This window comes from Shewanella jiangmenensis, from assembly GCF_018596335.1.
Classification (GTDB): Bacteria; Pseudomonadota; Gammaproteobacteria; order Enterobacterales; family Shewanellaceae; genus Shewanella; species Shewanella jiangmenensis.
Genome location: NZ_JAHEPS010000009.1, coordinates 60,043 through 81,765 on the forward strand (window position 1 = coordinate 60,043; position 21,723 = coordinate 81,765).

Consider the following 21,723-nt stretch of genomic DNA (forward strand, 5'->3'; position numbering starts at 1 on the left):
GTGTTCCACGTGGAACACCTTTTTTGTTTAACGGTTGCCGTTACATCTGTTCGAAGAAGAAGGGCTCGCGTTTACGCTTGTCACCATTAAGCTGATCCATGGTTTCGGCATCAAACAGCTTACCGTTGACCATTGTGTGGGTGACCTTGTCGGTCACGCGGATATCAGCCAGCGGGTCGCCATCGATAATAATCAAATCCGCCAGTTTGCCTGCCTTGATTGAACCCAACTGATGATCCATGGCGAAGGTTTTGGCCGGGTTAATGGTGGCGGTTTTCAGCACCTCCATATTGCTCATGCCGCCCTGGGCGAACATCCACATTTCCCAGTGAGCCGCCAAACCTTCACGCTGACCGTGGGCGCCGATGTTTGGATGCACGCCGACCTGATTCAGCTCATTGGCAACGCGGGCCACGTTGAAGTGGTTGTAATGGCCTTCTGGTGCAGTTGGGCGGCGCATAGAGCGGGCGGTCAGTAAATCGCTTGGCACATACTTCGACAGGCGTGGGTGGGCCCAAACATCGGTTTTGTCATACCAATAGTTCTCACCTGAGATGCCGCCGTAGGCCACTACCAGAGTGGGTGTGTAGCCAACCTTGGTCTGGCTCCAGAATTGCTTTATGTCGTTATAGATGGCGCCGGCCGGTAGCGAATGCTCTACCGTGGTGTGGCCGTCGGCAATCATCGACAGGTTATGCTGCAGCAAGCTGCCGCCTTCGGGCACGACCATCATTTCCAATTCACGGGCTGCGGCTATCACCTGTTGGCGCTGATTACGGCGTGGTTGGTTATAGCTCTTCACACTGAAGGCGCCGACCTTCTTTAAGCGCTCAAGGTGGAACTTCGCGTCTTCCAACGAGTCGATATGGCTGGTGTAGCCGGGCAGGTTGGCGCCATACAGAATGGTACCGGTCGAGAAGATCCGCGGGCCAACAATTTTACCGGCCTTTTGCTGCTCGGAAGCGGCAAAGATTTCGGTGGTGTCGTTAGATGGGTCATGGATGCTGGTAACGCCGAGGGCGAGGCCAGCGTACAGGTTCCAGTTTTGCTGTGGAATGATTTCATCTTCGCCCTGTGAGCCGTGGGCGTGGGCATCGAACAGGCCGGGCATCAACGTTTTACCGCTGATGTCGATGACTTCGGCGTCACTGGGGATTTCGACATCACCCTGATTGCCAACGGCAACGATCTTGTTGTCCTTCACCAGCACTACGCCACCATCTATGACGGCATCGTTTTCCATGGTGATGACTTTACCGCCAATAAAGGCGATGGTTCCACGTGGAACATCCGCATCCTGCTCAAAGCCGATGGCGGTAATCTTGGGTTCAACTTTGGCATCCGCCTTGGCCTGATAGCTGCTATCTACCGGCATTTGGTACAGCTCTGGGCCGAGGGTCCAGTACAGTTGGTTGCTGGTGCCGTTCCAGCTGATGCTCTCGCCGGCACGCACGCTCAGCTGAGTCACTGGCAGATTGCTGGCCTTGGGGCCAATCTCAACGGTTTCGCCGTGTTTGGCAAAGGGCGTGACAAACACCTTAAAGCGCTCTGCAAAAGCCAGCTGCTCGCCATCGGGAGAGATGCGGAACTCAGTCGCATGCTTGCTGCTGTAGTGGGTGCGCTTTTCGAAACCGCTCATATTGATTGACGAAAACTGTGGCGTTTCGCCGCTCTCCATAAAGAACACCCGGCTGTTATCACTGCCAAATTGTGGCTGAAAGCCAACAGCACTGATGCGGGTATTTTCTTTATTGCTTAGGCTCACCTTATACAGGCCCGGGTCTTTACCCCAGGTTGGCGAGGTGATGTATCCACCGCTGGTTTTGCGATACACCAGGGTATCGCCTTTGGGAGAAAACACCGGCTCGACATACTTGCCCGGTGACTGAGTCAGCTGAGTGGTCTTACGGCTGGAAAGGTTCAGCAGCTGGACAGTGCCTTGCTGCTGATCGTTCCAGGTGGTGAAGGCCAGTTGTTTGCCATCACGCGACCAGGTTGGGTACAGCTCATTGATGTTGTCATCGAGCTTGGTCAGGCGGGTAGGTTTGCCATCAGGCAGGGCTCGCAGCCACAGTTTACCCAAAGCTTCAAACACCAGTTGTTTGCCGTCGGGTGACACCTGCGCCATACGCAGCATCTTCACGTCAAACTTGTCCATGTCGAGGTTTTGGGTGAAGCGCACCGAAGGCTGAACATCGAGTTTGGTTTTAACGTGGAAGGGGATTTCCTTGGCTTGTTTGCTCTCGACATTCAGGCGCTGAATTTTACCCTTGGCCCACAGCAAGATGTCTTTGCTGTCTTTGTCCCACGACATAGTAGGGTAAACGCCATGGATGGCCCAGGTTTCCTGCATGTCACGGTCAAGCTCGCTATAAAGCTTTTGCTTTTCACCAGACTCGAGGTCGAGCAAATACAGGGTTGACTGGAAACCATCGCGGCGAATAAAGGCGAGCTTCTTGCCGTCTGGGCTCGGGGTTGGGCGAATTGCGCCGCCGGTGCCTTCGACCAAGACTTCAATCTCACCCGTTTGGGTGTCGTAGCGCTTGATTTTGTAAATGCCGGACACTGAGTCTTTGGAGTAGTGGAAGGTTTTGCCCGGTGTCGCGTCCTGGCTGAAATAGATATAGCGGCCATCGGGTGAGTAAGCCGGTTCGCCGAGATCTTTCTCATCATTTGGTTTTTCGGTGAGCTGCACACCTTCGCCGCCGGAAACATGGTACAGCCACACTTCACCGGCACCTAAACTGCGGCTGGCGGTAAAGTGTTTGCGGCCGACCAGATATTGCGAGTCCGGGCTCCAGGCTGGGCTGTTGAGCAGGCGGAAGGTTTCTTTGGTCACGGCGCGGGGATTTTTGCCGTCTGCATCCATCACCCACAGGTTGTCGCCGCCGTCCTGATCCGAGGTGAAGGCAATGTACTTTCCGTCGGGGCTATATACGGGCTGCATTTGCCAGGCGATGCCGCTGGCGAGCACTTCGGCTTCGCCACCCTTGGCCGGAATACGATAGATGTCACCGAGCAGGTCAAACACTATGTATTTGCCATCGGGGCTCAGGCTCAGGTTCATCCAGGTGCCTTCGGTAACATCTATGCTGGCTTTTTCGAGCGGGGCATTTTTTGGCGCGTTAACTTGCCATTCTTCGCCGGTTTTGTCGGACGAGGTATCGGCAAACAATGCTGGGCTGCAGACGAGCGCCACCGCAGCGCACAGCGGCTTGAGTCGGGTCTTGAACATCGGGGTTTCCTGCTTGTTTTAGTTATTGAGATAGCGCGACCAGGGTCTGGTGCGGGTCAGCGCAAAGCATTACAAAATTGCTCTGTTATCTCACAATTTGCCAAACAGGAAAACCACAAATCTGTTTCAAGACATAATAGTGGCGGGCTGGTTCAAAGCCCTTTTTTGACGAGGTAACGATAGGGAGCTTGGCTGGTATCACTGGCGAGCAGCGTGTGATCCATAAACTCGCAGAAGCTGGGGATGTCGCGGGTGGTTGCCGGGTCGTCCGCAATAATCAGCAGGGTTTCACCTTCGGCCATGGTGCGAACGGTTTTGCGTACCATCATCACGGGTTCGGGGCAGCGCAGCCCCAAGGCATCCAGTTGTTTGGTTGGGTTGGCAAATACGTCGGTCATTTGAGTCTTCTATCGCTGTAACAGTTGTCGCTAATGTTACTCCTGTCGATTTATTTCACCAAGCAGTGCAGCTTGAAACTGTGGTGTCGATTGTTTCACGTGGAACCTATCATTATTGCGGATGGCGTTTTATATGGCCTAAACCGTATGTTAGCCGCGAATAAAAAATGCGCACAGCAGCGCGTTTTTGTCTAAAAACGCAGCTAAATCAGATCTTTGAATAAGCAATAACAGGAAGTTTTTTGCGGGTATTCACAAGCGTGCTAGTGTACTCAGCCTCATAACGATAACAATTATCATTTGATTAAAAATGGCTGAATTTTCTTTTAAAAAGACTCTCTGGTTTGGCTTATTGGCGATAGGTTTGGTCCCCTTGTTACTGACCGGTATGGTCATTCAACATATGGCTCAATCCTCCATGACCAATCAGGCCTTCAACAAATTGCTGGCGGTACAACAACTCAAATACGTTCAAATAGGTGACTACTTCGCGAGTACCCGCGCGGACTTGTCCATGATGGCTGCTGCGGTTGCCGATATGGTGAAGTACGCGAGCGATCCATCCCTTGGACGCATCGGCGCTGACCATCAGGATTACTTCAATCAACTGGTGGCCGATTATGGCTACTATGATGCCTTTATCATCGACTTGCGGGGTGAGGTGGTGTTCAGTCAGGCAAAGGAAGCTGACTTTGGCACCAACTTAATCAGTGGGCCATTTCAGGACTCCAACTTGGCGAAACTGTTTCAACAGGTTGTGGCCAGTGGCAACGAGGAGATGGTCGACTTTGCACCCTATGCCCCGAGTCGCGGTGAGCCAGCGGCCTTTATCGCCAGACCAGTTGTGGTTGGCGGTAAAACCATTGCCGTGGTTGCGCTGCAGTTGTCTATCGACAAAATTAACCGCCTGATGACCCAAAGGGCCGGAATGGGCGAAAGTGGTGAGAGCTATCTTGTTGGCGCTGACCATCGGATGCGCTCGGACTCTTATCTTGATCCAAAGGGGCGTTCTGTCCGTGCGAGTTTTGCGGGCACGGCGGATGCCAATGGCGTGAAAACCGAGTCGGCGATTGCGGCGCTAAGGGGTCAGGAAGGGCTCAAAATCATCCAGGATTACAACAACAATCCTGTGCTGTCTGCCTACATGCCATTATCACCCGATGGCAGTGGAAAACTGACTTGGGCCCTGATTGTGGAAATCGATGAGGCCGAAGCGCTGGAATCTGTTGTGGCTATTAGAAATAGCCTGTGGATAGCTTTGGGGATTTCTGCCCTGGTGGTGGTGTTTTTTGCTGTGCTGATTCTGCGTTCGGTAACCCGTCCTTTGGGTGGAGAGCCGCGGGTAATGCAGCAGATTTCTGAGCGCATTGCCGCAGGCGATTTGGCAATTGAATTCAGTCGCCGCGACAAGACTGGTGTGTACCTGGCGATGGAGACTATGTCGCGCAATCTGCGGGAAATAGTGGGCCGCATGGTGGGCATTACAGCGCAGCTGTCGGCGGCGTCGGAGCAAACCCGGGTTGCCAGCGAAGAAACCAACCAAAGCCTGTTTCAGCAGCAGGCCAATATCGAGCATGTGTCGGCCGCCATCCATGAAATGAGCGCAACCATAGTTGAAGTGGCAAATAATGCCCGGCAGGTTGCCGACTCCACTCAGGCGGCTTATTCGTTATCCCAGATAGCCGATACTCAGGTTCGCAGCAATATTGAGATTATCAGTGCTTTAACTTCGGCAATTGTTGATGCTACCGGCGTTATTCGTGAAGTCGAAAGTCAAAGTCAGGGCATCAGCAAGGTGCTCGAAGTCATTCGCGGCATTGCCGACCAAACCAACTTGCTGGCGCTTAACGCTGCCATTGAGGCGGCGCGGGCCGGTGAGCAGGGCCGTGGCTTTGCTGTGGTAGCCGATGAAGTGCGCCAACTTGCACAAAAAACGGCGCAGTCAACCCGGGATATTGAACAGATGATTGCGCTGTTGCAGCAGGGCACGCAAAACGCGGTTGGGGTGATGGGTCAGAGTTCAACCCATCTTAATCATACCGTTGAAAGCGCTGAGTCAACCGCCGAAGCTATCCGTAACACTCACCTCGAAATCGAGTCGATTGCGGCCAATGCTTCGCAAATTGCCACGGCATCGGCGCAGCAGGCGCAGGCGGCAGAAGAAATCAGCCAGAGTCTGGCGGTGATTGCCGATGCGGCCCATGTGAATGCCGCAAGCTCAGAGCAAACCGCAGCGGCGTCGGCGCAGCTCAGTGAGCTGGCGATGGACCTTAAGGGCATTACTTCGAGCTTCAGGACTTAGCCATCAAAATGTGAGCGTTTGTCGCCAAGGTTTCACGTGAAACATAAAAAAGCCGACCCTGAGGTCGGCTTTTTTACGGCTTGGATTAAGGCTTAAACACGCTCAAACACGGTGGCAATGCCCTGGCCGAGACCGATACACATGGTTGCCAGACCCAGGGTGGCATCCTTGTGTTCCATCAGGTTGATAAGGGTGGTTGAGATACGGGCGCCGGAGCAGCCCAGTGGATGACCCAGGGCGATAGCACCGCCATTGAGGTTCACCTTGTCTTCGACCACATCCATCAGACCCAAATCTTTCACGCAAGGCAGCGACTGGGCGGCAAAAGCTTCGTTCAGCTCAATCACATCCATGTCCTGAATGCTGAGACCAGCACGGGCCAGCGCCTTCTGGGTGGCTGGAACCGGACCATAACCCATGATGGCGGCATCGCAACCGGCAACGGCCATGGAGCGTACGCGGGCGCGGATTGGCAGGCCGAGGGCGCGGGCCTTGCTTTCTTCCATCACCAGCATGGCGGCAGCGCCGTCAGACAGGGCCGAAGACGTACCGGCGGTGACTGTGCCGTTGGCCGGGTCGAACACAGGGCGCAGCGCGGCGAGTGACTCGAGGCTGGTCTCGGGGCGGACCACTTCATCGTAATCGACCTTGATCAGCGCGCCGTTGGCATCGTGACCTTCGATGGCAAAGATTTCTTTGGCGAAGCGGCCTTCAAGGTTGGCGGCGTGGGCGCGCTGGTGTGAGCGCACGGCGAACTGATCCTGCATCTCACGGCTGATGCCATGCAGTTTACCCAGCATCTCAGCGGTCAGGCCCATCATGCCAGAGGCCTTGGCCACGTTATTGGCGAGGCCGGGGTGGAAATCCACACCGTGGTTCATGGGGACGTGGCCCATATGCTCGACACCACCGATGATGAAGGTGTCACCCATGCCGGTCATGATGGCGCGGGAAGCCTGATGCAGCGCTTCCATGGAAGAACCACACAGACGGTTAACGGTCACGGCACCGGCGGTTTTTGGAATACCGGCCAGCAGCGAGGCGTTGCGGGCGATGTTGAAACCCTGTTCCAGGGTTTGCTGCACACAGCCCCAGATCACGTCTTCAATGCTGTTTGGGTCCAGGCCAGGATTACGCAGCAGCAGGGCTTTCATCAGCTCGGCAGACAGGCTTTCGGCACGGACATTACGGAATACACCCGCCTTGGAGCGGCCCATGGGAGTACGGATGCAATCTACGATAACGGCTTGTTTCATTTTGATAATCCTTCCCTAATCAGGCCTTTGGATAGTAGCTGCCATTGTTCTTGGCGAGTTCGCGCATGGCGTCAGTGACCTGATACAGGCCGCCCAAATGGGCAAATTTATCGGCAAGTGCCACGAAGTTGGCCACACCCAGGGTGTCGAGGTAACGGAATACACCGCCGCGGAACGGTGGGAAACCAAGGCCATACACCAGGCCCATATCGGCTTCGGCTGGGCTTGCGACTATGCCTTCCTCGAGGCAGCGCACGGTTTCGATGATCATAGGGATCATGGTACGGGCGATGATTTCGTCGGCATCAAAGCTCTTCAGTTCACCAAAGGCAGACTTGAGCAGCTCGTAAGAGTCGGCAACCACTTCTTTTTTCGGCTTACCGCGCTTGTCGATGCTGTACTGATAGAAGCCCTTGCTGTTCTTCTGGCCAAGGCGTCCGGCTTCGTACATCACATCGATGGCATCTTTGCCGGACTTGCCCATACGGTCGGGGAAGCCTTCGGCCATCACCGCCTGAGCGTGGTGGCCTGTGTCCAGACCTACAACGTCCAGCAGATAAGCTGGGCCCATCGGCCAGCCAAATTGCTTTTCCATCACCTTGTCGATGGCAACAAAGTCGCCGCCATCGGCGAGCAGACCGTTGAAACCGGCGAAATAGGGGAACAGCACGCGGTTAACGAAGAAGCCGGGGCAGTCGTTGACCACAATCGGGGTCTTACCCATCTTGCTGGCGTAAGCCACAACCGAGGCTACGGTTTCTTCGCTGGTGTCTTTGCCGCGGATCACTTCGACCAGTGGCATCTTGTGTACTGGGTTGAAGAAGTGCATGCCGCAGAAGCGGGCTGGGTTCTTCAGACTCTTGGCCAGCAGGTCGATGGAGATGGTTGAGGTATTGGAGGCGATGATGGCATCGTCTGCTACCTGACCTTCCACTTCGGCCAGCACCATGGATTTGACCTTGGGATTTTCGACCACGGCTTCTACCACGATATTGGCGGATTTGATGGCCGCGTAATCGAGTGACGGGGTGATGTTGTTCAGCACCTTGGCCATCTTGTCCGGAGTGGAGCGGCCGCGCTCAACCTGAGCCGACAGCAACTTGGCAGCTTCATTGAGGCCTAAATCCAACGCCGCCTGATTGATGTCTTTCATCACAATCGGCGTGCCCTTGCTGGCGCTCTGGTAGGCGATACCGCCGCCCATGATACCGGCGCCGAGTACGGCGGCCTGGGTCACTGGCTTGGCAAGCTTGCCAGCCTTCTTGGCTTTCCCTTTAACAACCTGATCATTAAGGAAAATACCAATCAGAGCCGTGGCAACGTCGGTTTTGGCCAGTTGCATAAAGGCCTGATGTTCGACCTTGAGCGCACCGGCTCTGTCCATGCGGGCGGCCTGTTCAACCACGTTTACCGCGGCCATTGGCGCTGGATAATGCTTACCGGCAACGGCAAACACCATGCCTTTGGCGGTGGTGAAGGCCATCATGGCTTCGAGCTTGGGCAGATTCAGTGGTGCCTGTTTGCGGGCACGGCGCGCTTGCCAGTCGAGTTTACCGGTCACGGCGTCTTTGAGCATTTGGGTGGCGGCGGCCTCGAGTGCGTCGGGCGCAACCACGGCGTCGATGGCACCTACTTTCAGGGCATCATCGGGGCGCTGATCTTTACCTGTGGTAATCCACTCCAGCGCATTGTCAGCACCTATGATGCGCGGCAGACGCACTGTGCCGCCAAAGCCGGGGATAATGCCGAGTTTGGTTTCAGGCAGGCCGATGCTGGCGGTGGTGTCGGCGATACGAAAATCGGTGGCAAGAATGGTTTCACAGCCGCCGCCCAGGGCAAAGCCCTTGATGGCTGAGGCGGTCGGGAACGGCAGGTCTTCGAGTTTATTGAACACGGCATTGGCCTGTTCGAGCCAGGCGAGCAGCTTGGCATCTTCCTCGGCAAACAGACCCAAAAATTCGGTGATATCGGCGCCGACGATAAAGGCATCTTTGCCCGTGGTCAGCAGGGCGGCTTTGGCATCGGAGGCCTTGATGGCGTCGAGGGCGGCATCGAGGGAGCCGAGGGTTTCACGATCGAACTTGTTGACCGAGCCGGATGAATTGAAACACAGCCTGGCAATCTTATCAGCAGTCAACTCGACCGTAATGGTAGGGCTTTGGTAGATCATGTGCTTGCTTTCCTTTTGGTCAGGAATCCGGCCTGGCGGCGGACTCTCCTTTTTTTCACAGCAATGTCGGCCATCATTTGACCAGTTGCCGTCCAGTTTGCGGCGAAAAAACAAAAATTACAACACCCAATTAAAACGGTTGTTTAATTGTTTGCCGGCGAGGATGAATTTGCGCCTTTGTGATACACTGCACAGCACTCAGAATAGTTCGCCAACACGGTGTTTGGGATGTGATTTTTCAAAAAATCCGGCGGCTGGCGTATATCGATGACAGGATGAAAAACATGGAAAACTTGGCCCCGCTTTACGTTAACCATATTGCCGAGCAGAACCGCCGGGTGGCGGATGTGTTGGCCCGTGAGCAGCTAAAAGGATTGGCGATTCATTCCGGTCAGTATCACCGGCAATTTCTGGACGATATCAACTATCCCTTCAAGCCAAATCCCCATTTCAAAGCCTGGTTGCCTGTGCTCGATAACCCCAATTGCTGGGTAATTGCCAACGGTATCGATAAGCCGGTGCTGGTGTTTTATCGGCCGGTGGATTTCTGGCACAAGGTGAGCGATGTTCCCGACAGTTTCTGGACCGAGCATTTTGAGATTAAGCTGCTGACCAAGGCTGAAAAAGTGGCCGACCTGCTGCCCAAGGATCTCGATGGCTGGGCCTACATAGGTGAGCATCTGGATGTGGCCGATGTGCTCGGTTTCAAGAGCCGTAATCCAGAAGGTGTGATGAACTATCTGCACTGGCATCGCAGTTTCAAGACCGACTATGAGCTTGAATGCATGCGCGAAGCCAACCGCATCGCTGTGATAGGCCACCACGCTGCCCGCGACGCCTTTTATCAGGGCGCCAGCGAGTTTGAAATTCAGCAGCATTATCTGTCGGCCATAGGTCAGGGCGAAAACGATGTGCCCTACGGCAATATCATCGCCCTTAACCAGAATGCCGCCATCCTGCACTACACCGCGCTTGAGCATGTGAATCCGGCCGAGCGCTTATCCTTTTTGATTGATGCCGGCGCCTCATTCCATGGCTACGCCGCCGACATCACCCGCACCTATGCTTTTGGTAAAAACCTCTTTGATGAACTTATCAAGGCGTTGGATAAGCTGCAGCGCGAAGTAGTTGATATGATGCGTCCGGGCGTGCGCTTTACTGATTTGCATCTGGCAACCCACAACAAGTTGGCGCAGGTGCTGATAGATTTTGATATCGCCCGTGGCGATGCGGCGAGTTTGGTTGAGCAGGGCATTACCCGGACCTTCTTCCCCCACGGCCTTGGCCATATGCTCGGACTGCAGGTGCATGATGTAGGCGGCTTTGCCAACGACGAGCGCGGCACCCATCTGCCGGCGCCCGAGCTGCATCCGTTCCTGCGTTGTACCCGGGTGCTGGCACCCAAGCAGGTGCTGACGGTGGAACCGGGTTTTTACATCATAGATTCGCTGCTTTCAGAGCTTAAGGCCGAGGGCCGCGCCAAGCCGGTGAACTGGGAAATGGTCGACATGCTGCGGCCCTTCGGTGGCATCCGCATCGAAGACAACGTGATAGTGCATCAGACCCGCAACGAAAACATGACCCGGGATTTAGGGCTCAACTGAGGCGATGGAGCAGTATCCCATCCCGCTGGGCGAGCATTGGTTCGAAGAAGAGATTAAAGCGAGCCGCTTTATCACTTATCTGTGCCATTGCGACTCGCCTGAGCAAATGAAGTTGGTACTCACTAACGTTAAAGTGCTTTACCCCGGCGCAAGTCACTACTGCTGGGCCTATCTTGCCGGCGCGCCGGATAATGGCGTTGATATGGGCTCAAGCGATGATGGCGAGCCTTCGGGCAGTGCCGGCAGGCCTATGCTCGCCACCCTGCAGGGCGCAGGTGTGGGCGAGATTGCTGCCGTGGTGGTACGTTACTACGGCGGCACCAAACTTGGGGTCGGCGGGCTGGTGCGCGCCTACACCTCGGGTATCAAAAAGCTGCTGGCGGATTTGCCCACTCAAATCAAGGCGCTGAAATATCCGGCAAAGCTCAGCTGCAGCTATCCGCAGCTTGGCGATATCGAATACCTGCTTGGCAAGTATGAGGCAGAGATTACCCACAGGGATTTTGGCGCTGAGGTGGTGCTTTGCGTGCGTTTGCCAAAGGCGGCGCTTGCAGGGCTTAACGCTGAACTTGCGACCCTGACTCAGGGGCAGATCCAGATCCGCTTTCAGGAAGGCGAATGAGTGTCAGCGTCGGGGTTTTGTGCGACAATCGCTCGAATAATCAAAAAGTACCCAAATTGAAGGGAATGCAAGCAGCCTTTTCATGCAATACAGAACAATAATAAGGATCACCGGCCTGCTGATGGGGCTCTTTTCCATCACCATGTTGCCACCTGCGCTGGTTGCCATCTATTACAAGGATGGCGGCGGCACGGCGTTTATTCAGGCCTTTGTGGTGAGCCTTATTCTTGGCTTTATGTGCTGGTACCCTAACCGGCAGTACAAGTCTGAGCTGCGCACCCGCGAAGGCTTTTTGATTGTGGTGCTGTTCTGGACCGTACTTGGCTCAATCGGTGCTTTGCCCTTTATCTTCTCCTCGACCCCGGATTTGAGTTGGACCGACTCCTTCTTTGAGTCTTTTTCGGCGCTGACCACTACGGGGGCCACGGTCATTGTCGGGCTCGATAGCCTGCCCAAGGCGATTCTGTTTTACCGCCACTTGCTGCAGTGGCTTGGCGGTATGGGGATCATCGTGCTGGCGGTGGCGATATTGCCTGTGCTTGGCATCGGCGGAATGCAGCTCTACCGCGCCGAAATTCCGGGGCCGGTAAAAGACAGCAAGATGACGCCGCGCATCGCCGAAACCGCCAAGGCGCTGTGGTATATCTACCTTTTGCTCACCGTAGCCTGCGCGCTGGCGTACTGGGCGGCGGGCATGTCGGTGTTTGACGCGGTATGTCACTCGTTTTCGACCATCGCCATCGGCGGCTTCTCAACCCACGATGCCAGCATGGGCTACTTCGACAGCCCAACCATCAACATGATTTGCGTAGTGTTTTTGTTGATTGCAGCGGTGAATTTCAGTGTGCACTTTGCCGCCTTCAGTCGCCGTGGGATTAACTTTCGGGTGTATTTCAAAGACACCGAATTCAAGATTTTGGTGGTTATCCAGCTGCTGCTGACGGCGGTTTGCTTTGCCACCCTTTATCATTCAGGCATTTACGATTCGCCGGAAGAGACCCTCGATTACGCCCTGTTCCAGGCGGTTTCTATTTCAACCACCGCCGGTTTTGGTACCGAGAGTTTCCACCTCTGGCCGCTGTTTTTGCCAATGCTGCTGATTTTCTCGAGTTTTATCGGCGGCTGTGGCGGCTCGACCGCCGGCGGGATCAAGGTTATCCGCGTACTGCTGCTGTTATTGCAGGGCAGCCGTGAGCTTAAGCGCTTAATCCATCCCCGGGCCATGTTTTCTATCCGGATTGGCAACTCTGTGCTGCCGGATCGGGTGGTGGATGCGGTGTGGGGCTTCTTTTCGGCCTATGCGCTGGTGTTTGTGATTTGTATGCTGCTGCTGATGGCCATGGGGCTGGATGACATTACCGCCTTCAGTGCCACGGCGGCCTGCCTTAATAACCTTGGCCCCGGCCTTGGCGAAGTGGCCAGCAACTATGCCAGCATTGGCGATGGCGCCAAGTGGGTGCTGGTTGTTGCTATGTTGTTTGGCCGACTGGAAATTTTTACCCTGTTGGTGCTCTTTACCCCGACTTTCTGGAAGACCTGATAATGAAAACCCTGATCCTTTACTCCACTGTCGATGGCCAGACGCTGCGGATTTGTGAGCGGATAAAGACCCACTGTGAATCGGCCGGTGAGCAAGTCACTGTGGCTGATATCTCGGCGGCGGACGGCTTGCTGGGTGAGGCCGACAAGGTATTGGTGGGGGCGAGCATTCGTTATGGCAAGCACAGACCGGCGCTGTTTGAGTTTGCTGCTAAGCATCAGCAGGTGCTCGCAGGCAAGATAAACGCGTTTTTCACCGTAAACGTGGTGGCGCGCAAGAGTGAGAAAAACACCCCGCAAACCAATCCCTACATGAAAAAGTTTTTGCAGTTGTCCGCGTGGCAGCCACAGCAGCTCGGGGTATTTGCCGGCAAGATAGATTACCCGCGCTACGGCCTGTTCGACCGCAGCATGATCCGCTTTATCATGTGGATGACCAAAGGCCCCACCGATGTGACCGGCAACTTTGAATTTACCGATTGGGACAAGGTAGACAGCTTCGGCGCCGATTTTGCCGCCCGCAAGACGCGAGCGTAAGCATCACACGCTGCAGTAGCGTTGATGCAGAATCGAGATAATCTCAGTAACCTGCTCGTTTTTGAGTTTGTAGTACACCAATTGTGAGCTTTTACGGGTATCGACCAAATCTTCGGCGCGCAGCACCGCCAGGTGCTGTGACAGCGCAGACTGACTCAGCGGCACTATCTCGTTGAGCTCGGTGACACTCAGTTCATTATCCAACAAGAGACACAGGATCATCAGCCGGTAAGGGTTGGCGATGGCCTTGAGCCACTTGGCGGCCGATTCGGCGTTGCCGACCATGGCATTTACATCGATTGTCTTGGGCATCGGAAACCTCGCACGGCATTTTGATTAGATGATTCTAATTGAATGGTCAATTCTTGGCAATTTCCCGCGCCATAACTGTGATGGGAGCGGCAATTGCGTATTTTTGATGCCCGTTTGTGAACTCAGTACGCGACGCGGCGGCGCCAGCTTGTCAGAATGGAAACTCCCTTTTATCGGAGAGTGTGCCATGACAGCCAAGCGTAAGATCTTGCTAATCTTTTATTCCCGCGGTGGCCACACCCAAAAGATTTCAGCGGCAATTGCCGCCCGCATTAGTGCCCAGGGGCATGAGTGTGAGCTCTTATCTGTGGCCGAGGCGCTGGAGCGCGAACCCAAGTGGGAGCAGTATGATGTGGTGGCGCTCGGCGCCTGCGTGCTTTACGGCAGCTATCACAAGTCTGTGTTTGAGCTGGTCAGCCGTTATCAGGCGCCGCTTGCGCGCATGGCAAACAGCTTTTACTGCGTGAACGTGGTGGCGCGTAATCCCGAAAAACGCCTGCCTGAAAACAACAAATACCTGCAGAAGTTTATGAGCCTGTCGCCCTGGCAGCCCAGGGATGTGAAGATAATCGCCGGTAAAGTCGATTATCCGTCCTGGCCTTGGTACGACGCGCTGATGATACGTCTCATCATGAAGATGACCAATGGCCCGACCGACCCCAAGGCGGTTATCGATTACACCGACTGGGACGATGTTGCGCGCTATGGCGAGCATCTGCTGACCTTGGCTGAGGGAGAGTGGCGCAACTCGACTCCCGCATCAGTCACGCCCAATCAGCTAATGCCGCGCTAGTATTGCCAGAATTTGGGGTGGAACAATACGGCCACCGTAAGCAGCTCAAGCCGCCCCAGCAGCATGCCGATACTTAACGCCCATTTGGCGCTGTCGGGCATGCTGGCAAAGTTACCGGCGGGGCCAATCACGGGGCCAAGGCCGGGGCCCACGTTGGTTACGGCGGTAATGGCGCCGGTGAGGCTGGAAATAGGATCCACGCCGACCGCCACCAAAAATACCGCCAGTGCCACGGTTACGCCGACAAACAACAGGATAAAGGTCACCAGCGAGCGGATAATGTCTTCGCTGATGGGGCGGTTATTGTACTTCTCGCTGAAATTGCCGCGGGGGTGAATTTGCTGCTTGAGCTGTTCGCGCATGATGGCAAAGGCAATCTGAAAGCGGAAGATTTTGATGCCGCCGGAGGTCGAGCCGGAGCAGGCGCCGGCAAACATCAAAAACAGAAAGGCCACATTGGCCAGCGCCCCCCAATTGCCGTAATCGGTGAGGCCGTAGCCTGTGGTGGTGACCACTGACACCACGTTAAAGCAGGTCAGCCGCAGCGCATCCATAAATCCCATCGACTGCGCATCCGCAAGCCAAAACGCCAGCGCCACACTCACCAGAGTCACAAACAGCAAAAAGCCCTTCACCTGGGCATCATTCCACACCGACAAGGTACGGCCACGCAGCATCTGCACAAACAGCAGCAGCGGCAGGCCGCCTGCCAGCATAAACAGGGCGCCAACCCAATGTGCCGCGTTGTCAAAATTGGCCATCGACGAGTCGGAGGTTGAGTATCCGCCGGTCGAAAGCGTGGTCATGGCGTGGTTAACCGCATCAAACCAGTCCATGCCCGCGAGGTGATAGCAAATGCCGCACAGCACAGTGAGCAGGATATAAATCTGGAACAGGTTTTTGGCCATATCCTGGGTGCGCGGAGTGGATTTATCGCTCCAGTCGGACGATTCGGTACGAAACAGCCGCATGCCGCCCACGTTCAGAAACGGCAGCACCGCCACCGCCATCACGATAAAGCCGATACCGCCGAGCCACTGCAGCAGTGAGCGCCAGATAAGAATACTGCGATCCATGGTATCGAGCCCCGACAGCACGGTGGAGCCCGTGGTGGTAATGCCCGACATGGTTTCAAAAAAGGCATCCGTGTAGTCAATGCCGTGGTACAGAGTAAAGGGCAGAGCGGCGAAGATGCTGACCACTAGCCAGGTGACGCTGGTCAGCAGGAACATGTCGCGGATATTGAGGTGAATATGGGGCTGTTTGCCGCCGCTGATGCAAAAACTGGCCACCAGACCGGTGACCATGGCCGAAATCATAAAAGCGCCGGAGGTTTCATCTCCGTGTACTAGCGCAAACACCAGCGGAATAACCATAAAGCCTGCCAACATCGACAGGAAGGTGCCGAGGATGAACAGCAGCGCTCGCAGGTTCAGCATGGGATCCCTTACTAGAAGAAAAACGCGCTGGGTTGGAACAGCTTTTCCACTTCGCCGATAAATTTCTTGTTGACCAGGAACAGGATCACATGGTCGCCCTGTTCGACCACGGTTTTATCGTGGGCCATCAATACTTCATCGTTACGCACTATGGCGCCGATGGTGGTGCCGGGCGGCAGGCGGATTTCGCCGATGCGCTTGCCGACTACCTTGGAGGTGCTTGGGTCGCCGTGGGCGATGGCTTCGATGGCTTCGGCGGCGCCGCGGCGCAGCGAATACACGTTACAGATATCGCCCTGACGAATGTGGGTGAGCAGCGCCGAAATCGTCGCCTGCTGCGGCGAAATGGCGATGTCGATATTGGCTTCCTGCACTATGTCCACGTAGGCTTCGCGCTGAATAAGCACCATCACCTTTTTCGCGCCCATGCGCTTGGCGAGCAGCGCCGACATGATGTTGGCTTCATCGTCGTTGGTGACGGCAATAAACACATCGGTCTGGTCTATGTGTTCTTCGAGCAGCAACTCCTGATCCGAGGCATCGCCGCAAAATACCGTGGTGTTCTGCAGTTTTTCCGACAGCGCCTCGGCGCGTTCGGCTCTGTGCTCAATCAGTTTAACTGAGTGATTACGCTCTAGTTTTTTGGCAAGGCCCAAACCGATGTTACCACCGCCGGCAATCATGATATTGCGATAGCTGTTGTCGAGCTTTTGCATCTCACTCATCACGGCGCGGATATGGCGGCTGTCGGCGACGAAGAACACTTCGTCATCGGCCTCGATGATGGTGGTGCCGCGGGGCATGATGGGGCGACCCTGGCGGAAAATCGCCGCCACCCGGGTATCAATATTGGGCATGTGCTCGCGCAGCGCCGCCAATGCGTTGCCGACCAGCGGACCGCCGTAGTAGGCGCGCACCGCAACAAGGCTAAGCTTGCCCTCGGCAAACTCCAGCACCTGCAGCGCGCCCGGGTATTCCACCAAACGCTGAATGTAAGAAGTGACGAGCTGCTCGGGGGCGATCAGCTCGTCAATCACAAAGCCGCCGCGGGTGCGGTTATCGGAGTTTTTGGTTTCGCTGTCGATAAACAGCCGCTCTTGCATTTGCAAATATTGCTCGGAGCGAATGCGGGCGATTTTGGTTGGCGTACCAAACAGGGTATAGGCAATCTGGCAGGCGGCCATGTTGCACTCATCGCTGTTGGTCACAGCGATAAGCATGTCAGCATCCTCGGCTCCGGCCGAGCGCAGCACATCGGGGTGCGCGCCATGGCCCACCACAACCCGCAAATCGTACTTGTCCTGCAGGCTGCGGAGTTTGTTTTTATCGCTGTCGACTATGGTGATGTCGTTGTTTTCGCCCACCAGGTTTTCTGCGAGGGTACCACCGACCTGTCCGGCACCCAGGATGATAATTTTCATGGCCTTTGCCTAATTCCTACTAAAGCAGCGCTTTCTTTAAGCGGGCGTAATAAAACCCGTCCATGCCGTCCTGGCCAGGCAAAATTTGCCAGCCCACGGCCGCAGGATCGGCCTGTTGGGGCAAGGCTTCCAGGGTCGCATCAGGGGTGCGCTCAAGGAAGGCGGCAATTTGCTCCCGGTTTTCATCGGGCAGGACTGAGCAGGTTGCGTACAGCAGTGTGCCACCTGGCTTGAGCCACTGCCAGCAGTTGTCGAGAATTTGTTGCTGCAGCTTGGCCAATTCACCGATGTCGTTGTTTTGACGCAGCCATTTGATGTCGGGATGACGACGGATAACCCCCGTGGCGGAGCAGGGCGCATCCAGCAGAATGCGGTCAAACTTGTCGCCTTGCCACCAACTGCCGATATTGCCAGCATCGCCGTGGATAACCTTGGCCGTCAATTTGAGCCGCTCAAGGTTTTGCGACACCCGCTCGAGGCGTTTTTCGTCAAAATCGACGGCGACCAGCTCGATATCGGCAAGCTCCAGCAAATGGCAGCTCTTGCCGCCGGGGGCGGCGCAGGCATCGAGTACCAGCTCGCCGTGTTGTGGGTCAAGCAGGGTCGCGGCCCACTGGGCGGCGCCATCCTGCACCGAGCTGCTGCCATCGGCAAAGCCGGGCAGGCGGCTGACGTCGGTTGGGCTTTCAAGCTTGATGGCATCATCGCTGCTGCCGGCACTGGCAGCAATTTCCGCCTCAGCCAGTGCGCCAAGATAGGCATCGCGGCTTTGTACGCGGCGATTGTTTCTAAGCCACATGGGCGGGCGCTGATGTGAGGCATCGATAATCGCCTGCCAGTCGTCGGGATAGGCATCCTTCAGGCGGCGGATTATCCAGGCCGGGAAGTTGTATTTGAGAGTGTCGTTCGATTCATCGAGCGCCGGATGCTGCCGCTGAATGTTGCGCAGCACGCCGTTAACCACTTTGACCAGATTTTCAAATCTGAGTGCGCGGCAACCTTCGGCGGTTTCGGAGATGGCGGCGTGGGCTGGCACCCGGGTGAAATACAGCTGGTAAGCGCCAATCAGCAGCAGTTGGTGCAAAACCCGCTGCTTGCCTTTGAACGGCTTTTCCATAAAGCCGCTGACCAACTTGTCGAGCTGAGGTAACTGCCGCATCACGCCGTAGCAAAGCTCGGCCAGCAGCGCCTTGTCTTTGCCGTCGCGCAGAAATTGCTGCTGGGTGGGCAGGGCGACCGAGAGCGACACGCCGCGCTCGAGCACATCAAAAATTGCCTTGGCGGCAAGGGCTCGGATATTCATCAGGCATCGGCCTCGGGGCTGGCGAGCAGGGTGCCGGTCTGGAACCATTCTGCGCGGCTGTTAAGGATATCAGCCACATCCATGGGCTTTTTGCCGGGCAGCTGCATCTTTTCGATGCGCAGCACGCCTTCGCCGGTGGCGATGTCGATGCCTTGTTTGCTGGCGGCAATGATAGTACCGGCGGCCTGATTGCTTTGCTCGGCCTGAACCTCGGAAAGCACATCGGATAGCACCTTGGTCTGCCATACCTTGATGGTCTGGCCCTGATGCTCAAAGTAGCTTACTGGCCAGGGGTTAAAGGCGCGCACTTCCTGCCACAAGTTTTTGGCGGGTTTGGCAAAGTCGAGTCGGGCCTCTTCTTTACTGAGCTTCTCGGCGTAGTTGGCCAGGGCTTCATCCTGTTTCTCGGCCGCAAGGCCGCCATCACTCAGGGCCGCGAGTGCATCAAGCAGCGCACTTGGGCCTTGCTCGGCCAGCTTTTCATAAAGGCTGGCTGAGGTGTCATCATCTTCTATCGGCAGGCGGGTCTTGAGCAGCATGTCGCCGGTATCCAGCCCTACGTCCATCTGCATGATGGTGACGCCGGTTTCAGCATCACCGGCCCACAGCGCGCGCTGGATAGGCGCAGCGCCGCGCCAGCGTGGCAGGATGGAACCATGCACATTGATACAGCCAAGACGTGGGGTATCCAGCACAACCTTGGGCAGGATAAGGCCATAGGCCACTACCACCATGATGTCGGCACCGAGGGCGGCGAGCTGCTGCTGGGCAGGCTCTTTACGCAGCGACTTGGGCTGATACACAGGAATGTTGTGCTCAAGCGCTAGCGACTTCACCGGGCTTGGCGTCAGCTTGTGGCCACGTCCGGCCGGGCGGTCCGGCTGGGTGTAAACGGCGATGACCTGATGCTCTGAACCAATCAGCGCCTCAAGATGGCGCGCTGCAAAATCCGGCGTACCGGCAAAGATGATTTTTAATGGCTTCAAAATGTTACCTGATATTACTTGTCGTGACGGGCGGCTTTTTCCAGCTTCTGGCGAATGCGCTGGCGCTTCAGTGGTGACAGGTAATCCACAAACAGCTTGCCGACCAGGTGATCCATTTCGTGCTGCAGACAGATGGCGAACAGACCATCGGCTTCGACGGTGAACTCTTTGCCGTGACGATCGAGCGCTTTTACTGTGATTTGCTCGGAGCGGTCGACTTTGGCATAGACGCCGGGAACCGACAGACAGCCTTCTTCGTTACAAAAATCACCACTTTTGGCGACGATTTCCGGATTGATAAAGACGTTCGGGCGTTCGATGTCGTCCTGCAGATCCATCACAATCAAACGTTGATGAAAATCCACCTGGGTGGCGGCCAGACCAATTCCCTTTTCTTCGTACATAGTCTCGAACATATTGTCGATTTGGGTTTGAAGTTCAGGAGTAAATTCGGTTACCGGCTTGGCAACGGTTCTCAAGCGTTCATCGGGGAAGCGTAAAACATTTAATAAGGGCATAGTTAAACTCTTAACAACTCTGTCAAATTTGCGCCAGTTGGTTATACTGACTTTGCTATTGGGTCAATTTTAATCCGTAGCGACAATCAATAACAGTAAAAGCTCGCTTAACGAGCCAAACAACATGGACGCTCCCATGAAACGGTTAATTCTAGTCGCGTTAATGTCGGTCACCAGTTCGTTTGCCATGGCAGATACCCTGACTCTTAAGCCAGGCCATCCGGACACCTACATCGTTGAGAAAGGAGATACCCTGTGGGATATTTCCGGCAAATTCTTAAGCGATCCCTGGCGCTGGCCAAAGCTGTGGAATGCCAATCCACAAATTGCCAACCCGCACCTTATCTACCCCGGCGATCGCCTGACCCTGGTGTTTATCGACGGTCAGCCGCGATTGGTGGTCAAGCCTCAGGTGCGCAAGAGCCCCGAGGGCCGGGTGCTGCCCAAAGGCGGTGCTATTCCGGCGGTCAGTCTCGAACTCATCCAACCTTACCTGAGCCAGAATCGGGTGGTCGACCCCGAGTGGTTTGCATCTCAGCCCAAGGTGCTGGGTGGTGAGAGTCCGTCCCGCTTCCATGTTGAAGATGACATTATTTACGTGCAGGCGCAGTTGCCCAAAGGCATGAAAGTCGCGGCGTATGACGTAGGCCGCAGCTTTATCGACAAAACTACGAATGAGTCTTTGGGTCAGGAGGTGATTCTGACCGCCAGCGGCCGGGTAGTGGAGTCGGGTGATATTTCCAAAGTGAAATTGGAAACCAGTCTGCGTGAAACCCACCCCGGCAACCGGGTGCTGCAGATTGAAGATGAGTCGCTGCTGTCGGCGTACTTTATGCCCAAGGCCGCCGATGTCGCCGATGCTTACGTCATTGGCAGCGAAAAAGACATACGCGAAGCCGGCAAACTCGACGTGGTTTACATCAGCAAGGGTAAGGCCGATGGTGTGGAAGCCGGCGATGTGTTTGCCATTCACCGCGATGGCGACACCGTGGTGATCAACGAAGATGGCACCCCTGTATCGACGGTTGACCGCAACGCCTATGGCGACCTGATGGCCAAGTTTGGCAGCGACAATGCCATTCAGCTGCCGGATGTGTATCACGGTAATCTGATGGTATTCAAAGTGTTTGATAAGGTCAGCATGGGGCTTATCATGGTGAATGACCGCCCGGTCCGCGCCGATGACAAACTGTCTGTGCCTTCAGCGACTGAAATTAAGGGTGAATAAATCGCAGCCAGTCTGGTCGACTGGCTGATTGTCGGCGCTGTTTCCGGGCTTGGACCCGCC

Annotated in this window: 17 protein-coding genes; 7 read left to right on the forward strand and 10 right to left on the reverse strand. The window is 55.5% G+C overall.

The window, feature by feature from the left end:
* Positions 1–40: 40 nt before the first annotated feature.
* Both KJI95_RS17305 and tusA read right to left on the reverse strand, forming a co-directional pair.
* Entirely contained in the window at positions 41–3,235 is a 3,195-nt protein-coding gene (locus KJI95_RS17305) for an amidohydrolase family protein (RefSeq protein WP_214508458.1), read from the reverse strand.
* 152 nt (positions 3,236–3,387) lie between these two features.
* A complete protein-coding gene (gene tusA, locus KJI95_RS17310; RefSeq protein ID WP_214508459.1) occupies positions 3,388–3,633 on the reverse strand; it encodes a sulfurtransferase TusA in 246 nt (81 codons plus the stop codon).
* A 310-nt stretch (positions 3,634–3,943) separates the two neighbouring features.
* Here tusA and KJI95_RS17315 point away from each other — a divergent pair, with 310 nt between their 5' ends.
* A complete protein-coding gene (locus KJI95_RS17315; RefSeq protein ID WP_214508460.1) occupies positions 3,944–5,935 on the forward strand; it encodes a methyl-accepting chemotaxis protein in 1,992 nt (663 codons plus the stop codon).
* A 92-nt stretch (positions 5,936–6,027) separates the two neighbouring features.
* Here the strand turns inward: KJI95_RS17315 and fadA are convergent, their stop codons facing one another.
* Both fadA and fadB read right to left on the reverse strand, forming a co-directional pair.
* Positions 6,028–7,191 (reverse strand): acetyl-CoA C-acyltransferase FadA, encoded by a 1,164-nt coding sequence (gene fadA / locus KJI95_RS17320; protein WP_214508461.1) that lies wholly within the window; start codon positions 7,189–7,191, stop codon positions 6,028–6,030.
* A gap of 19 nt (positions 7,192–7,210) precedes the next feature.
* Positions 7,211–9,361 carry a fatty acid oxidation complex subunit alpha FadB gene (fadB, locus tag KJI95_RS17325; RefSeq protein WP_214508462.1) on the reverse strand — a complete coding sequence of 717 codons (2,151 nt, stop codon included), beginning with the start codon at positions 9,359–9,361 and terminating at the stop codon, positions 7,211–7,213.
* A gap of 284 nt (positions 9,362–9,645) precedes the next feature.
* Here fadB and pepQ point away from each other — a divergent pair, with 284 nt between their 5' ends.
* The 4 genes from pepQ (at position 9,646) to hemG (KJI95_RS17345) (ending at position 13,663) form a co-directional block, all read left to right on the forward strand.
* Positions 9,646–10,965, forward strand: coding sequence for a Xaa-Pro dipeptidase (gene pepQ, locus KJI95_RS17330; protein WP_214508463.1), 1,320 nt, complete (start codon positions 9,646–9,648; stop codon positions 10,963–10,965).
* Between the two features lie 4 nt (positions 10,966–10,969).
* Entirely contained in the window at positions 10,970–11,587 is a 618-nt protein-coding gene (locus KJI95_RS17335; RefSeq protein WP_214508464.1) for a YigZ family protein, read from the forward strand.
* A gap of 82 nt (positions 11,588–11,669) precedes the next feature.
* A complete protein-coding gene (locus tag KJI95_RS17340; RefSeq protein WP_214508465.1) occupies positions 11,670–13,127 on the forward strand; it encodes a TrkH family potassium uptake protein in 1,458 nt (485 codons plus the stop codon).
* 2 nt (positions 13,128–13,129) lie between these two features.
* The gene (gene hemG, locus KJI95_RS17345) at positions 13,130–13,663 is read left to right on the forward strand and encodes a menaquinone-dependent protoporphyrinogen IX dehydrogenase (RefSeq protein ID WP_214508466.1); all 534 of its coding nucleotides are present in this window, start codon (positions 13,130–13,132) and stop codon (positions 13,661–13,663) included.
* Between the two features lie 3 nt (positions 13,664–13,666).
* Here the strand turns inward: hemG (KJI95_RS17345) and KJI95_RS17350 are convergent, their stop codons facing one another.
* A complete protein-coding gene (locus KJI95_RS17350; protein ID WP_214508467.1) occupies positions 13,667–13,975 on the reverse strand; it encodes an ArsR/SmtB family transcription factor in 309 nt (102 codons plus the stop codon).
* Between the two features lie 187 nt (positions 13,976–14,162).
* Here KJI95_RS17350 and hemG (KJI95_RS17355) point away from each other — a divergent pair, with 187 nt between their 5' ends.
* A complete protein-coding gene (hemG, locus tag KJI95_RS17355; protein ID WP_214508468.1) occupies positions 14,163–14,768 on the forward strand; it encodes a menaquinone-dependent protoporphyrinogen IX dehydrogenase in 606 nt (201 codons plus the stop codon).
* Here hemG (KJI95_RS17355) and KJI95_RS17360 read toward each other — a convergent pair.
* The 5 genes from KJI95_RS17360 to def are packed head-to-tail and all read right to left on the reverse strand — an operon-like array spanning position 14,765 to position 20,435.
* On the reverse strand, positions 14,765–16,207 hold the full coding sequence (locus tag KJI95_RS17360) for a TrkH family potassium uptake protein (RefSeq protein WP_214508469.1): 1,443 nt from the start codon (positions 16,205–16,207) through the stop codon (positions 14,765–14,767). The genes hemG (KJI95_RS17355) and KJI95_RS17360 overlap by 4 nt on opposite strands.
* An 11-nt stretch (positions 16,208–16,218) precedes the next feature.
* A complete protein-coding gene (gene trkA / locus KJI95_RS17365) occupies positions 16,219–17,628 on the reverse strand; it encodes a Trk system potassium transporter TrkA (protein ID WP_214508470.1) in 1,410 nt (469 codons plus the stop codon).
* 19 nt (positions 17,629–17,647) lie between these two features.
* A complete protein-coding gene (rsmB, locus tag KJI95_RS17370) occupies positions 17,648–18,931 on the reverse strand; it encodes a 16S rRNA (cytosine(967)-C(5))-methyltransferase RsmB (protein ID WP_214508471.1) in 1,284 nt (427 codons plus the stop codon).
* Positions 18,931–19,917, reverse strand: a complete 987-nt coding sequence (fmt, locus tag KJI95_RS17375; RefSeq protein WP_214508472.1) for a methionyl-tRNA formyltransferase — start codon at positions 19,915–19,917, stop codon at positions 18,931–18,933. The genes rsmB and fmt overlap by 1 nt, the downstream gene beginning before the upstream one ends.
* Positions 19,918–19,931: 14 nt before the next feature.
* Positions 19,932–20,435 carry a peptide deformylase gene (gene def, locus KJI95_RS17380; protein WP_214508473.1) on the reverse strand — a complete coding sequence of 168 codons (504 nt, stop codon included), beginning with the start codon at positions 20,433–20,435 and terminating at the stop codon, positions 19,932–19,934.
* Between the two features lie 124 nt (positions 20,436–20,559).
* Between def and KJI95_RS17385 the strand changes: the two genes are divergently transcribed.
* Positions 20,560–21,663, forward strand: coding sequence for a LysM peptidoglycan-binding domain-containing protein (locus KJI95_RS17385; RefSeq protein ID WP_214508474.1), 1,104 nt, complete (start codon positions 20,560–20,562; stop codon positions 21,661–21,663).
* The last annotated feature ends 60 nt before the right edge of the window (positions 21,664–21,723 follow it).